Source organism: Sphingomonas kyeonggiensis (assembly GCF_030812785.1).
Lineage (GTDB): Bacteria > Pseudomonadota > Alphaproteobacteria > Sphingomonadales > Sphingomonadaceae > Sphingomonas > Sphingomonas kyeonggiensis_B.
Window position 1 is genome coordinate 1,197,439 of sequence record NZ_JAUSTJ010000001.1, and the last position, 12,815, is coordinate 1,210,253.

Annotated in this window: 15 protein-coding genes; 7 read left to right on the forward strand and 8 right to left on the reverse strand. The window is 68.3% G+C overall.

All coding sequences use genetic code 11. The annotated features are described in order from the left end of the window. Nucleotides 1-92 precede the first annotated feature (92 nt). Nucleotides 93-1,301 (forward strand): ABC transporter permease, encoded by a 1,209-nt coding sequence (locus J2W22_RS05945; RefSeq protein WP_307117326.1) that lies wholly within the window; start codon nt 93-95, stop codon nt 1,299-1,301. Here J2W22_RS05945 and J2W22_RS05950 read toward each other — a convergent pair. Further along, nucleotides 1,270-1,914, reverse strand: coding sequence for a nucleotidyltransferase family protein (locus tag J2W22_RS05950; RefSeq protein WP_307117327.1), 645 nt, complete (start codon nt 1,912-1,914; stop codon nt 1,270-1,272). The genes J2W22_RS05945 and J2W22_RS05950 overlap by 32 nt on opposite strands. Beyond that, the gene (locus J2W22_RS05955) at nt 1,901-2,812 is read right to left on the reverse strand and encodes an XdhC family protein (RefSeq protein WP_307117328.1); all 912 of its coding nucleotides are present in this window, start codon (nt 2,810-2,812) and stop codon (nt 1,901-1,903) included. Before J2W22_RS05955 ends, J2W22_RS05950 begins: the two co-directional genes overlap by 14 nt. Before the next feature lie 94 nt (nt 2,813-2,906). Between J2W22_RS05955 and J2W22_RS05960 the strand changes: the two genes are divergently transcribed. Together J2W22_RS05960 and J2W22_RS05965 are read left to right on the forward strand one after the other, a co-directional pair. Further along, on the forward strand, nt 2,907-3,953 hold the full coding sequence (locus tag J2W22_RS05960) for a glycerophosphodiester phosphodiesterase (RefSeq protein ID WP_307118003.1): 1,047 nt from the start codon (nt 2,907-2,909) through the stop codon (nt 3,951-3,953). 9 nt (nt 3,954-3,962) lie between these two features. Continuing rightward, complete coding sequence (locus tag J2W22_RS05965; RefSeq protein WP_307117329.1) at nt 3,963-4,262, forward strand: hypothetical protein; 300 nt, start codon at nt 3,963-3,965, stop codon at nt 4,260-4,262. Here the strand turns inward: J2W22_RS05965 and J2W22_RS05970 are convergent. Next, nucleotides 4,253-4,588, reverse strand: a complete 336-nt coding sequence (locus J2W22_RS05970) for an antibiotic biosynthesis monooxygenase family protein (RefSeq protein ID WP_307117330.1) — start codon at nt 4,586-4,588, stop codon at nt 4,253-4,255. The two genes, J2W22_RS05965 and J2W22_RS05970, sit on opposite strands and share 10 nt — an antisense overlap. Continuing rightward, complete coding sequence (locus J2W22_RS05975) at nt 4,585-4,914, reverse strand: NIPSNAP family protein (RefSeq protein WP_307117331.1); 330 nt, start codon at nt 4,912-4,914, stop codon at nt 4,585-4,587. The genes J2W22_RS05970 and J2W22_RS05975 overlap by 4 nt, the downstream gene beginning before the upstream one ends. Before the next feature lie 99 nt (nt 4,915-5,013). Here J2W22_RS05975 and J2W22_RS05980 point away from each other — a divergent pair, with 99 nt between their 5' ends. After that, nucleotides 5,014-5,691, forward strand: coding sequence for an ArsR/SmtB family transcription factor (locus tag J2W22_RS05980; RefSeq protein ID WP_307117332.1), 678 nt, complete (start codon nt 5,014-5,016; stop codon nt 5,689-5,691). 79 nt (nt 5,692-5,770) lie between these two features. Here the strand turns inward: J2W22_RS05980 and J2W22_RS05985 are convergent, their stop codons facing one another. Then, complete coding sequence (locus J2W22_RS05985) at nt 5,771-7,462, reverse strand: acyl-CoA dehydrogenase (RefSeq protein WP_307117333.1); 1,692 nt, start codon at nt 7,460-7,462, stop codon at nt 5,771-5,773. An 82-nt stretch (nt 7,463-7,544) separates the two neighbouring features. On the opposite strand from J2W22_RS05985, the gene J2W22_RS05990 reads away from it, so the two are divergent. Then, nucleotides 7,545-8,468, forward strand: coding sequence for an L-threonylcarbamoyladenylate synthase (locus J2W22_RS05990; protein ID WP_307117334.1), 924 nt, complete (start codon nt 7,545-7,547; stop codon nt 8,466-8,468). 173 nt (nt 8,469-8,641) lie between these two features. On the opposite strand, the gene J2W22_RS05995 is transcribed toward J2W22_RS05990, so the two are convergent. Further along, nucleotides 8,642-9,298 (reverse strand): HAD-IA family hydrolase, encoded by a 657-nt coding sequence (locus tag J2W22_RS05995; RefSeq protein ID WP_307117335.1) that lies wholly within the window; start codon nt 9,296-9,298, stop codon nt 8,642-8,644. A 131-nt stretch (nt 9,299-9,429) separates the two neighbouring features. Between J2W22_RS05995 and aqpZ the strand changes: the two genes are divergently transcribed. After that, on the forward strand, nt 9,430-10,167 hold the full coding sequence (gene aqpZ / locus J2W22_RS06000) for an aquaporin Z (RefSeq protein ID WP_307117336.1): 738 nt from the start codon (nt 9,430-9,432) through the stop codon (nt 10,165-10,167). A 160-nt stretch (nt 10,168-10,327) separates the two neighbouring features. On the opposite strand, the gene msrA is transcribed toward aqpZ, so the two are convergent. Beyond that, the gene (gene msrA / locus J2W22_RS06005; protein WP_307117337.1) at nt 10,328-10,873 is read right to left on the reverse strand and encodes a peptide-methionine (S)-S-oxide reductase MsrA; all 546 of its coding nucleotides are present in this window, start codon (nt 10,871-10,873) and stop codon (nt 10,328-10,330) included. Nucleotides 10,874-10,938: 65 nt separating this feature from the next. Between msrA and galE the strand changes: the two genes are divergently transcribed. Continuing rightward, the gene (gene galE, locus J2W22_RS06010) at nt 10,939-11,937 is read left to right on the forward strand and encodes a UDP-glucose 4-epimerase GalE (RefSeq protein ID WP_307117338.1); all 999 of its coding nucleotides are present in this window, start codon (nt 10,939-10,941) and stop codon (nt 11,935-11,937) included. 106 nt (nt 11,938-12,043) lie between these two features. On the opposite strand, the gene J2W22_RS06015 is transcribed toward galE, so the two are convergent. Beyond that, complete coding sequence (locus J2W22_RS06015) at nt 12,044-12,739, reverse strand: phosphatase PAP2 family protein (RefSeq protein ID WP_307117339.1); 696 nt, start codon at nt 12,737-12,739, stop codon at nt 12,044-12,046. Between the last annotated feature and the right edge of the window lie 76 nt (nt 12,740-12,815).

The window sequence follows — 12,815 nt, forward strand, 5'->3', positions numbered from 1 at the left end:
GCTTGCGGGAGGGGCTAGGGGAGGGCCTGTCTCTCGCCCTATTTTTTCAGCCCCTCCCCCGACCCCTCCCGCAAGCGGGAGGGGAGAAGTAGATGTTCGGCACCACCTTCATCCTCGCGATCCGCTCGATCCTGCGCCACAAGCTGCGCTCGATCCTGACGGCACTCGGCATCATCATCGGCGTTGCCGCAGTGGTCACCATGGTGACGCTGGGCAAGGCGACCACGGCGGCGGTGCAGCAGCAGATTTCCGCGCTCGGCACCAACATCCTCCAGATCCGCCCCGGCCAGGGCTTCGGCCGCGGCGGCGGCGGCCCGCGTCCGCCCGATTTCAAGCCGGCCGACGTCACGGCGATCCGTGATCAGGTCGCCGGCGTCACTGCGGTCGCGCCCCAGGCCCAGACCACCGCGACGGTGATCTACAACGGCGCCAACTGGTCGACCACGGTCAACGGCACCACCAACGGCTATTTCGAAGTCTCGCCCTGGCCGCTGATCGAAGGGCGGTATTGGACGCGGGCGGAGGAGCAGGCGGGCAAGGCCGTGTGCATCATCGGCACCACGATCCAGACCAACCTGTTCCGCGGCGGCAGCGCGGCGGGCTCGCGCATCCGCGTGAACGGCATTTCCTGCGATGTGATCGGCGTGCTCAAGACCAAGGGCCAGGCCGGGTTCGGCGGCGATCAGGACGATGTCGTGATCATGCCGATCAAGCAGGTCCAGCGCCGCTTCACCGGCAGCACCGACATCCGGCTGATGCTGGTCGGCACCGATCCCGCCTATAACAGTGCCCAGATCCAGTCCTCGATCACCGATCTGCTGCGCGAACGGCGCAACATCAGCGGCGGCAAGCAGGATGACTTCAACATCTTCGACACCGCCCAGATCAGCCAGACGCTGACCGGCACCACCACCCTGCTCACCCAGATCGTCGCGGCGGTCGCAGGGATCAGCCTGGTCGTCGGTGGCATCGGGATCATGAACATCATGCTGGTGTCGGTGACCGAGCGGACGCGCGAGATCGGCATCCGCCTGGCGATCGGTGCGGTGGCGAGCGAAGTGCTGATGCAGTTCCTGGTCGAGGCGGTGGTGCTGTCGATGCTCGGCGGGCTGATCGGGCTGCTGCTGGCGCAGATGGCGGTCGCGCTGATGTCGTGGCTGGGCTCGCTGCCCTTCCTGTTCGACGTGCAGATCAACGTCATCGCCTTCGCCATCTCGGCGATCATCGGCGTGGTGTTCGGCTATTTCCCGGCGCGGCGCGCGGCGAGCCTCAATCCAATCGACGCGCTTCGTCACGAATGAGTGCCGGCGGGCGCTCGGGCAGCCCGTCGGTGCGCAGGCCGTAGAGCTCGCGCAGCGCGCGCAGGTCCTCCTGGGTGTCGACATCGACCAGCTCGGCGGGCGGCGCGATAACGTGGTGGCCGCGCAGGATCAGGTCGCGCGCGCCCTGGTCGCCTTCGAGCCTGAGCAGCTCGTCGAACATGTCCTTGCCGAACAGCGCCGGCGGCATCGGGCTCACCCCGTCCGACGAGGCGACGATCGTCGCCGGCCCGTCGGCAGCGTCGAACATGCGGTGGATATGCGCGGCGGTGACGCGCGGCATATCGGCCAGCGCGACCAGCACCGCCTCCACCCCCAGTCGCCTTGCCCGCTCCACGCCGAAGCAGAGCGAGCGCGCCTGGCCGAGCGACGGGTCGGGGTTCTCGACAACGTCATAGCCGAGCGCCGCGAAGTCGAGTTCGGTGCCGGAAACCACGGCTATCCGCGCGGCGAAGGGGATGCGCTCCAGCGCGGTGACGACATGATAGGCGAGCGGCTTGTCGAGGAACGGCTCGGCGAGCTTGTCGCCGTCGTTGAACCGGCGAGAGCGGCCGGCGGCGAGCAGGATCAGGGCGGTCTGGTCAGGCTTGAGCATGGAATTTCTTCACCATGGCTGCGGCGATGGAAAGGGCGATCTCGGCGGGGCCGATCGCCCCGATGGCGAGCCCGGCGGGGCCTTCGATGCGGGGCAGGTCGGCAGGCGCGACACCGGCGGCGGCCAGGCGCTCCAGCCGCGCTTCATGGCTCCGCCGCGATCCCAGCGCGGCGACATAGCCGGTCGGGAAGCGCAGCGCGGCAAGCAGCGCTGCATCATCGATCTTGGGATCATGGCTCAGCGTCACCACGGCGGTGGCGGGATCGGGCTGCAGGGCGGTCACGGCCTCGTCTGGCCATCGGTCGTCTAGCATCACCCCGGGGAAACGCTCGGCGGTCAAAAATCTCCCGCGCGGGTCTATAACATAGGTTAGGATGCCCAGTTCGCGCGCCAGGCCGGCGAGCGTCTGGGCGATCTGCACCGCGCCGATGATCAGCAGCCGGCGGGGCGGATCGTAGCGGTTGAGGAACCCCCCGGAACCTTGCGCGGACACACCGCTGCCGAGGTCGGTCCCGACATCGAAGGGCTCGCCTCGCGCCCGCGCCGCATCGATCGCCTCGAACAGCGCGGGCGGGAAGCCCTGGTCGGAAACGGGCTGGACCAGCACCGAGATTTCCCCGCCGCAGGGCAGCCCGACTTCCCAGGCCGCTGCATCGGCGACGCCGTAGCGCTTCACCACCGCCGGCGCCCCGGCGATCACTTCGGCCGCTGCCTGCAGGATATCGGTCTCGACACAGCCGCCCGAGACCGATCCCTCGAACCGGCCGTCCGCGTGCACCAGCATGTGGCTGCCCCGCGGCCGCGGCGCCGATCCCCAGGTCGAGACGACGGTGGCCAGCGCCAGCCGCTCGCCCTTCCAGGCGCGGGCCGCCGCGAGCACGCTGTCATTATCCGCCATATCGCCTCGCAACCGTCATATCCGCAGCCTAGGCCCAACCCCGTAACGAGTGGAGAGTTTCGTGACGAGATCGCTGATTGCCGCGTTGATGCTGATGGTGCCGGGCGTCGCGCTGGGGCAAGGTCATGCCATGCATGGGAACACTGACAAGGTAATCGTGATCGCGCACCGCGGTGCTTCGGGCGAACGCCCCGAGCACACGCTGCTCTCCTACCAGCGCGCGATCGATCAGGGCGCCGACTTCATCGAGCCCGATCTGGTGCCGACCAGGGACGGTATCCTCGTAGCCCGGCACGAGAACAATATCACCGAGACGACTAACGTCGCCGACCATCCCGAATTCGCCGACCGCAAGGCGACCAAGACGATCGACGGCGAGACGATGACCGGCTGGTTCACCGAGGACTTCACCCTCGCCGAGCTGAAGACGCTGCGCGCCAGGGAGCGCCTGCCCAAGCTGCGTCCGGACAACACCAAATATGACGGCCAGGCCGAGGTGCCGACGCTAGACGAGGTCATCGCGCTGGCCAAGCAGGCGTCGAAGCAGACCGGCCGCACGATCGGCATCTATCCCGAGACCAAGCACCCCAGCTATTTCGCCTCGATCGGGCTGCCGGTGGAGCAGCGGCTGGTCGACAAGCTCAAGAAGGCGGGCTGGGACCGTGCCGACGCGCCGGTGTTCATCCAGTCGTTCGAGGTGAACAACCTCAAGAAGCTGAAGACGATGACCAAGGTCCGGCTGATCCAGCTGATGGCCGGCGCCGGCGGTCCGGCGGACAATGCCCAGCCGAGCTACAAGGCGATGATCACGCCCGAGGGGCTGAAGGCGGTCGCGGCCTATGCGTACGGGATCGGGCCCGAGCTGACGATGATCCAGCCGGTATCCGGCCCCGCCACCACGCTGATCGCCGACGCGCATGCCGCCGGGCTCAAGTTGCACCCCTGGACGTTTCGGGCGGAGAACTTCTTCCTCCTGCCCAGCTACCGGTCCGGCGCAAATCCGGCCGACCATGGTCGCCTGAAGGACGAGATGCTGTATTTCATCGGGCTTGGCGTGGACGGTTTCTTCACCGATTTCCCCTATATCGGTGTCGAGGCGCGGGATGCTGCTGCAGCGTCGCACGCGCACGCCGGGGGATAAGGTTTTTCTATGCGCAAGTTTCTGCTTCCGATCGTCGTGGCGCTGCCGCTGCTCAGTGGCGGCTGTATCGCCAAGACCGTGGTCGATGTCGCCACCCTGCCGGTAAAGGCCGGCGGCAAGGTGGTCGACTGGACGACGACCAGCCAGGACGAGAGCGACCGCAACTACGGCCGCAAGATGCGCGAGAAGGAAGAGCGCGAGGGCAAGGAGCTGCGCAAGCTCTGCAAGAAGCATCCCGAGGACCAGCGCTGCAATGGCGGTCCGGACAATGGCTTCCGCGCCGATCCGGGCGGCAATCGCTACAATTGATCGCGTCCGGGCGCCTGCGCCCGGTCGTTCTTCCCATAGTCGCGCACCACGGTCGCGATCCTGAGCCGATAGTCGCGGAAGATGTCCGCGCGCCCCTCGGCCTGCGCCATGCGGTGCGGGCCGAAGCCGCGCCACGCCGCGATCGCCGCCTCGTCGCGCCACCAGGAAAGCGAGAGCAGTTTGCCGGGCTCGGCCAGGCTCTCGAATCGCTCGATCCCCAGGAACCCGTCGATCGCGTCGAGCTCGGGGCGGAGCGCGGCGGCGATGTCGAGATAGCGGTCGCTGCGGCCCGCTTCGGGCCAAGCTTCGAACAGCACGGCGATCATGGCCGCACCAGCGGCGCATGCGGGGCCGAGACGCAGCGCAGGAAGATCCGGTCCTCGCGGCGGATGAACTTCTCGCGCGCAGCGAAATCATAATTGGCGCGGCCGGCGGGATCGTCGCGCAGCCGGGTGCGATAGGCCTCATAGGCGGCCAGCGAGTCGATGTTGTAGACGCCGTAGGCGATGGTGGCGGAGCCTTCGGCGGGGCCGAAATAGCCGATCAGGTCGGCGCCGCAGCGCGGGATCGCCTGGCCCCAGTTGCGGGCATATTCGGCGAAGGCCTCCGCCCCGAAGGGCTCGATCTCGTAGCGGATGAAGCAGGTCAGCATCGGAATTCCTCCCTGGCCCTGCCTCTGCCACCGGGGCGCCGCGCGATGCTTCGGCCGGTACCGTAGCATCGACCGCGCCGGACAGGCATGATGCAGCCGATGCAGCGCATTTCCGCCTTTGCCGAGACCGCCGCGCTGATGGGCGATCCTGCCCGCGCCAACATGCTGTTCGCGCTGATGGACGGGCGCGCGCTCACCGCGAGCGAGCTGGCCCGCTTCGCCGGGGTCACCCCGCAGACCGCGAGCGGCCATCTCGCCCGGCTCGCCGAAGCCGGGATGATCGTGCCGACGCCGCAGGGCCGCCACCGCTATTTCCGCCTGGCCTCGCCCGCGGTGGCGCAGATGGTCGAGAGCGTGATGGGCGTCGCCGAGGAGCTCTCGCGCCGGCCGCTCCCGGTCACCGGCCCCCGCGACGCGGGACTGCGCCGGGCGCGGACCTGCTACGATCATCTCGCCGGCCAGCTGGCCGTGGCGATCGCCGGGCGCATGGCCGAGCGCGGCCAGCTGGTGCTCGGCCATGACGGCGCAGCACTGACCGGCGCCGGCGTCACCCTGCTCATCGATCTCGGCATCGCCGGCGATGCGCTCGACGCGCCCTGCCGGGCCTGTCTCGACTGGAGCGAGCGCCGCCCGCACCTCGCCGGCGCCCCCGCCACCGCGCTCTACCGCCACTTCGTCGCACAGAGCTGGGTGCGGCCCCGCGCGGGCAGCCGGGCGCTCGAGGTCACCCGCGCCGGCGAGGCCGCCCTGTCGCGCTGGTTCGGTATCTCGCTGTAACTACAGCCATTTCGGCGCCATCTGACCGCGAGGCATCCGCCGGCTTGGGCTATGTACCCAGGCTCTAAAGGGGGAAGCTCTACGCGGCGAAGCCCTCGGCATCGATCGCGTAGAGCATTTCCGCCTTGGCCATCGCCGCGGGCATCAGTCCCAGCGCCTCGGGCACGATCTGCGCGACATAGAAGCGTGCCGCCGCCTGCTTCATCTTCAGGAACGCCGGATCGCCCTCGCTGCGCGCCGCTGCCCGACCGCTCGCTTCCATCAGCCAGCCGCACACCGCGGTCGAGAGCATCGTCAGGAACGGATAGCTCGCCGCCAGCCGGTCGTCCGCATCGCTCGACAGCAGGTTGCGCGCGACTTCCTCGCAGGCGTCGATCAGGTTGACCAGGCCGGTGTCCTCGGCGTCCCCGCGCATCTGCCCGATCAGGCCGAGCAGCGTGCCGCCATTGTCCATGCTGAGCTTGCGCCCGACCAGGTCGGCAGCCTGGATGCCGTTGGTGCCCTCATAGATAGGGGTGATCCGCGCATCGCGGAAATGCTGGGCCGCGCCGGTCTCCTCGATATAGCCCATGCCGCCATGGACCTGGATGCCGAGCGAGGCGACTTCGTTGCCCAGATCGGTGCCATGCGCCTTGGCGAGCGGGGTCAGTAGCTCGACGCGCTTCTCCGCCTCGGCATCACCGGCCCGCGCCCGGTCGAGCTGGCCGAAGGCGTAATAGACCAGCGCCCGTGCTGCCTGGGTCTGCGCCTTCATCCGCAGCAGCATGCGGCGGACATCGGGATGCTCGACGATCGCGACCTGCTCCCCACCGCGAGTGCCCTGCACGCGCTCCCGGGCATAGGCGACCGCGCGCTGGGTGGCGCGCTCGGCGACCTGCACGCCCTGCAGGCCGACATTCAGCCGCGCGTTGTTCATCATCGTGAACATGGCGCGGATACCGCCCAGCTCGGGGCCGACCAGCTCGCCGATGCAGTCGTCATTGTCGCCGAAGCTCAGCACGCAGGTCGGCGAGGCGTGCAGCCCCATCTTGTGCTCGATCGAGACGGTGCGGACGTCGTTGAACTCGCCCGGCGTGCCGTCGGCATTCAGCCGGTACTTCGGGACCAGGAACAGCGAGATGCCCTTGGTCCCCGCCGGCGCGCCCGGCGTACGGGCGAGGACGAGATGGACGATGTTATCGGCCATGTCGTGATCGCCGAAGCTGATGAAGATCTTGGTGCCCTTGATCCGGAAGGTTCCGTCGCCGACCGGCTCGGCGCGGGTCTTGAGCGCGCCGACGTCCGATCCGGCCTGCGGCTCGGTGAGGTTCATCGTGCCGGTCCAGGCGCCGGTCGACAGGTGCGGCAGGTAGAGCGCCTGTTGCTCGGGCGTGCCATGGTGCATCAGCGCCTCGACTGCGCCGACCGTCAGGATCGGGGCGAGCGCAAAGCCCATGTTCGCGGTGCCCAGCGTCTCCAGCACTGCGATCGACAGGCTGACCGGCAGGCCCTGGCCGCCATGCTCGGCCGGCGATCCGATCGTGCCCCAGCCGCCTTCGACATAGGCCTGGTACGCCGCGGCGAAGCCCGCCGGCATCTTCACGCCGTCGGGCGTCCACTTGGGTCCGTCGGTGTCGCCCAGCCGCTCGAGCGGCGCCCATTCGCCGGCGGCGAACTGGCCGGCGCCCTCCAGCACCGCATCGGTCATTTCGGCGGCTTCCGCGCTGATCTCGTCCAGGCGGACGATGGTCTCGAGCACGAAGCGCTGATCGGCGGTGGCGGGGGTGAACATAGAGCCTCTCTTGTGGTCTGGTTTCGCGCCGTATAGCTCGCCCAAAGTGAGCCCGACAAATCCGCGAATCTTACCCTACGGCATGGCCGCGATTGCCGAGGCCGCGGCACTGATTCGCGCGGGCGAATGCGTCGCGGTGCCGACCGAGACGGTCTATGGCCTCGCCGCCGACGCCACCGAGTCGCGGGCCGTGGCAGGCATCTACGCCGCCAAGGGTCGGCCGAGCTTCAACCCGCTGATCGTCCATGTGCCCGATCTCGCCGCCGCTGAGCGGATCGCGCTGTTCGACGATCGCGCGCGCGATCTGGCTACACGCTTCTGGCCGGGGCCGCTGACCCTCGTGCTACCGGTACGGCCCAATGCGGGCATCGCGTCCCTGGTCACCGCCGGGCTCGACACGATCGCGCTCCGGGTGCCCCGTCACCGCGCGATGCAGGCATTGCTCGAAGCCTCGGGCAAGCCGCTCGCCGCGCCTTCCGCCAACGCCAGCGGCTCGATCAGCCCCACCCGGGCCGAGCATGTCGCGAAGAGCTTGGCCGGGCGCATCCCGCTGGTGATCGACGACGGAGCGACGCCGGCAGGCGTGGAATCGACGATCGTGATGGGCAACCAGATCCTGCGCCCCGGCCCGCTGAGCGCGGAAGAACTTTTCCCCGGCGAAGGCCGGGGCCCAGACTTGGAGTCTGAGGCTGGACCCCGGCCTTCGCCGGGGAAAGAAGCGGGGATTGTCGCACCCGGCCAGCTCGACAGCCATTACGCTCCGTCCAAACCGGTCCGCCTCAACGCCGATAGCGCGCGGGACGGCGAGTATCTGATCGGCTTCGGTCCGGTCGTCGGCACCGAAACCCTTTCCGCCACCGGCGACCTCACCGAAGCCGCCGCCAACTTGTTCCACGCGCTCCACCGCGCCGATGCCAGCACCGCGCCCGCCATCGCGGTCGCCCCGATCCCCGCCACCGGCATCGGCGAAGCGATCAACGACCGGCTGCGCCGCGCCGCCTTCTAGGCCGCTCTTCCACGCTGTTGGAAAAATAGGATCACGCGCGCGCAAGAATATTGCGAGATGCGCTGCGGTACCGGGAAGCGTGTCAACTTCCGCCCGGCGAAAACCCGCTTCTGGCGTGAACTTCGTGGACTTTGGCGAGCCGCCACCGAACCCGATGTTGGAACCGAGGCGTTCTAGCGCGCGACCAGCCGCAGCCAGCCCTGCGCGTCGGTCTCGACATCGAGATCGCGATAGTCCGCCCGGGCCGGGTGCGGCGTGGCGATCGTCTCGTGATGCGTCTCGGTGATCATAACCGCCGCGGCGCCCGAGGCATCCGCTGCGGCGAGGCCGGCGGGGCTGTCCTCCCAGACGAGGCAATCGGCGATATCGACACCAAGCCGTTCGGCACCCAGCAGGAAGCAATCGGGGGCGGGCTTGCCATGTGCGACATCCTCGGCGGTGATCACCACTTCGGGCAGGGGAATGCCGGCCGCCTCGAGCCGGCGCAGCGCCAGCGCCCGCGGCGCCGAGGTCACCAGCGCCCAGCGCCCGGCAGGGATTCGCACCAGGAACGCAGCCGCGCCCCGGATCTCGGCCAGCCCTTCGATATCGTCGATCTCGGCCTGGGTGAGTGCCTCGGTCTCCGCTTCGGCATCGACGCCGGCCGGTGCGAAGCGGCGGATCGTCTCGATCGCGCGGACGCCGTGCAGCGCCGCCATCAGCGGATCGGTCTCGATCCCATGCCGCGCCGCCCAGGCCCGCCATACGCGGTCGACCACCGCCATCGAGTTCACGAGCGTGCCGTCCATGTCGAACAGGAAGGCGGCGAAGCTGCGGGTGGGGAGACTCATCGCGGTCCCCACACCACAGCAGCGCCGCCGCCGCAACCCGCGCGCCGCTTTACTTCCGGCTCCATCAAGACCTACAAATCTGCGCAGGTCTGGGGGCTGGGGAGAGACCGGACACAGCAGGAGGGCAACACATGAGCAATGTGCAACGTGGACTTGCCGAACTGATCGGCACTTTCTGGCTCGTCTTCGGCGGATGCGGCAGCGCGGTGCTGGCCGCGGCGTTCCCCGAGGTCGGCATCGGGCTGGCGGGCGTCAGCCTCGCCTTTGGCCTGACCGTGCTGACCATGGCCTATTCGATCGGCCATATCTCGGGCTGCCATCTCAACCCGGCGGTGACCTTCGGCCTGTGGGCCGGCGGGCGCTTTCCGGCCAGGGACATCCCGCTCTATGTGATCGCGCAGGTGATCGGTGCGGTGATCGCGGCGGGCCTGCTCTGGTACGTCGCCAGCGGCGCGCCGGGCTATGCCGGTGGCCTCGCCTCCAACGGCTTCGGCGAACATTCGCCCGGCCATTTCTCGTTCGAGGCGGGCATGGTGATCGAGGTCGTGCTGACCTTCATGTTCCTGATGGTGATCATGGGCTCGACCGACAGCCGCGCCCCGGCCGGCTTTGCGCCGATCGCGATCGGGCTGGCGCTGACGCTGATCCACCTGATCTCGATTCCGGTGACCAACACCTCGGTCAATCCGGCGCGCTCGACCGGACCGGCGCTGCTCGAAGGCGGCATCGCGCTCCAGCAGCTGCTCTGGTTCTGGATCGCGCCGATCGTGGGCGGGCTGATCGGCGGCTTCGTCTACAAGGCGCTCGGCGCCGAAGCGGGCAAGCGCCCGCCCATCGAAGGCGAAGCGCTGCCGGGAGGAGGGGACTGAACTCCATTCCTCCCTCGGCAAAGCCGGGGGAGGGGGGCCGCCGCCGAAGGCGGTGGTGGAGGGGGCGGAGCAACGAGCGATGTCGCTCGCGGTTAGGCCCCCTCCACCAGCCTGCGGCTGGTCCCCCTCCCCCGCTTCGCGAGGGAGGATCTAAGTCAGGTCAGGCTGTCGCGCCTTCCTTGCTGCGTGCGGCGAAGCTCTTGCGGAGCTTGCGCAGCTTGGGCGGGATCACCGCCAGGCAATAGGGGTTACGCTGGCCGTCGCCCTGCCAATATTCCTGGTGGTAATCCTCGGCGGACCACCATTCGCCCAGCGGCTCGATCGCGGTCACGATCGGCTCGGGCCAGTCGGGGCGGGCACGCTCGATCGCGTCCAGCGCCTCGCGCTCCTGCTCCGCCGAATGCGGGAAGATCGCCGAGCGATACTGGGTGCCGATATCGTTGCCCTGGCGGTTGAGCTGGGTCGGATCGTGCGTCGCCAGGAAGATGTCGAGGATCTCGCCATAGGAGATCTGATCGGTGTCGAAGCTCACCCGGATTGCCTCGGCATGGCCGGTCGTTCCGGTGCACACTTCCTTGTAGGTCGGGTTGTCCTTGGTGCCCCCGATATAGCCGCTTTCGACCGACTGGACGCCGATCACATCGTTGAACACGGCCTCGGTGCACCAAAAGCACCCTCCGGCCAGCGTAGCGGTTTCAATGCTCATCGCGAACTCCTTGCTATCGGCGCAAAGATAGGATTGGACGCGCCAAGAACAATGCGGAGTTTGGTATGCGCGAAGGCACGGTGCTGGTTACGGGCGGGGCGGGCTATATCGGCAGCCATGCGGTGCTGGCGCTGCTCGATGCGGGCTGGCAGGTCGTGGTGGTCGACAACCTCGTCACCGGCTTCGACTGGGCCGTCGATCCGCGTGCCAAATTGGTGGTCGCCAACATCGCCGACGACGACAAGGTCCGCGCCGCGATCCGCGAGCATGGCGTGATCGCGATCATGCATTTCGCCGGATCGGTGGTGGTGCCGGAAAGCGTGAGCGACCCGCTCAAATATTATCGCAACAACACAGCCGCGAGCCGCTCGCTGATCGAGAGCGCGGTGGCGGAAGGCGTGAAGCACTTCATCTTCTCCTCGACCGCGGCGACCTATGGCATCCCCGAGGTCGTGCCGGTACGCGAGGACAGCCCGAAGCAGCCGATCAACCCCTATGGCATGTCCAAGCTGATGACCGAGATCATGCTCAAGGACGTCGCCGCCGCACACCCGATCAACTATGCGGCGCTGCGCTATTTCAACGTCGCCGGCGCCGATCCGCAGGGCCGCAGCGGTCAGTCGACCGCGGGCGCGACGCACCTGATCAAGATCGCGGCCGAGGCGGCGACGGGCAAGCGCGGCCATGTCTCGGTGTTCGGCACCGATTTCGACACGCCCGACGGCACCGGCGTGCGCGACTATATCCATGTCAGCGACCTGGCCGCTGCGCATGTCGACGCGCTCGACCTGCTGATCGCAAGGCCGAGCGAGAACCACACGATGAACGCCGGTTATGGCCGTGGCTTCTCGGTGCTGCAGGTGCTCGACGCGGTCGATCGGGTGACCAACCTGACGATCGAGCGCAAGCTCGAGGGGCGCCGTGCGGGCGATCCCGACGCGCTGGTCGCCGACAACAGCGCGATCCTCGCGGCACTGCCCTGGCGGCCGAAGCACGACGATCTCGAAGGCATCGTCAAGGACGCGCTGGCCTGGGAACGCAAGCTCGCCGAGCGCCAGGGCTGATCCGCCAAAGTACACGAAGTACACGCCAAGAAGCGATTTGAGGCAGTCCCACGCAACATCCTTGCGTGGGGATTGTCCTACATTTCCAACAGCCTGAGGGACTTGCCTAGAATACGGGCCGGGCACGGCCGAGCACCGCCAGCTCGATCCGCCACCACAGCATCGCCCAGACTCCGCCGAACGCCCAGCCGGCGACGACGTCGCTCGGCCAGTGGACCCCTAGATAGACACGGCTGACCCCTACAGAGGCGGTAAGCGCCAACGCGACGATCAGCACGAAGGCGCGGATACGGCGGTCGGGCAGCACCGGGAAGAGCAGGGTGGCGAGGGTCAGGTAGACGATCGCACTCAATGCGGCATGGCCGCTCGGGAAGCTTTTGGAGGTCTCTTCCATCAGCCGGCCGGCCAGGTCGGGGCGCGAGCGGCTGACCAGCGCCTTGATCGTCTCGACGGTGAGCGAGCCGAGCGCGGTCGCGGCGATCAGGAGCAGCGCGGTGCGCAGGCGTCCGGCGAGCCAGAGGAAGATCGCAGTGACCAGCACGAGGAAGGTCAGCACGGTGGTGCTGCCGAGCGCGGTCACGTCGCGGACGGCCGAGGGGAGCCAGGCCGGGCCGATCGGATGGCCGCCGCTGCGCATCGCCAGCAGGATCGCCTGGTCGATCCGGGCGCCGTCGCCCTCGACCAGTTCATGGCCGAACCAGATCAGCGCGAGAAGGAACAGCGCCAAGCCCGCCGCGGCGAGGATGGGCCAGGGGATGCGGCGCGAGGCGGGCGGGGCTTCGTCGGGCGGGTGCATTGCCATCGGATCGCGTAACGAGGCACCGGGCGCAACGATCCTCTTCTCCCTCTCCCCATCGGGGAGAGGGCCGGGGAGAGGG

Coding starts and splice junctions, on each gene's coding strand:
- J2W22_RS05945 (WP_307117326.1), top strand. CDS start 93: ATGTTCGGCACCACCTTCATCCTCGCGATCCGCTCGATCCTGCGCCAC.
- J2W22_RS05960 (WP_307118003.1), top strand. CDS start 2,907: ATGGTGCCGGGCGTCGCGCTGGGGCAAGGTCATGCCATGCATGGGAAC.
- J2W22_RS05990 (WP_307117334.1), top strand. CDS start 7,545: ATGGCCGCGATTGCCGAGGCCGCGGCACTGATTCGCGCGGGCGAATGC.
- J2W22_RS05975 (WP_307117331.1), bottom strand. CDS start 4,914: ATGCTGACCTGCTTCATCCGCTACGAGATCGAGCCCTTCGGGGCGGAG.
- J2W22_RS05985 (WP_307117333.1), bottom strand. CDS start 7,462: ATGTTCACCCCCGCCACCGCCGATCAGCGCTTCGTGCTCGAGACCATC.
- msrA (WP_307117337.1), bottom strand. CDS start 10,873: ATGAGCATTGAAACCGCTACGCTGGCCGGAGGGTGCTTTTGGTGCACC.
- J2W22_RS05950 (WP_307117327.1), bottom strand. CDS start 1,914: ATGCTCAAGCCTGACCAGACCGCCCTGATCCTGCTCGCCGCCGGCCGC.
- J2W22_RS05970 (WP_307117330.1), bottom strand. CDS start 4,588: ATGATCGCCGTGCTGTTCGAAGCTTGGCCCGAAGCGGGCCGCAGCGAC.
- aqpZ (WP_307117336.1), top strand. CDS start 9,430: ATGAGCAATGTGCAACGTGGACTTGCCGAACTGATCGGCACTTTCTGG.
- J2W22_RS05980 (WP_307117332.1), top strand. CDS start 5,014: ATGCAGCGCATTTCCGCCTTTGCCGAGACCGCCGCGCTGATGGGCGAT.
- J2W22_RS05965 (WP_307117329.1), top strand. CDS start 3,963: ATGCGCAAGTTTCTGCTTCCGATCGTCGTGGCGCTGCCGCTGCTCAGT.
- J2W22_RS06015 (WP_307117339.1), bottom strand. CDS start 12,739: ATGGCAATGCACCCGCCCGACGAAGCCCCGCCCGCCTCGCGCCGCATC.
- J2W22_RS05955 (WP_307117328.1), bottom strand. CDS start 2,812: ATGGCGGATAATGACAGCGTGCTCGCGGCGGCCCGCGCCTGGAAGGGC.
- J2W22_RS05995 (WP_307117335.1), bottom strand. CDS start 9,298: ATGAGTCTCCCCACCCGCAGCTTCGCCGCCTTCCTGTTCGACATGGAC.
- galE (WP_307117338.1), top strand. CDS start 10,939: ATGCGCGAAGGCACGGTGCTGGTTACGGGCGGGGCGGGCTATATCGGC.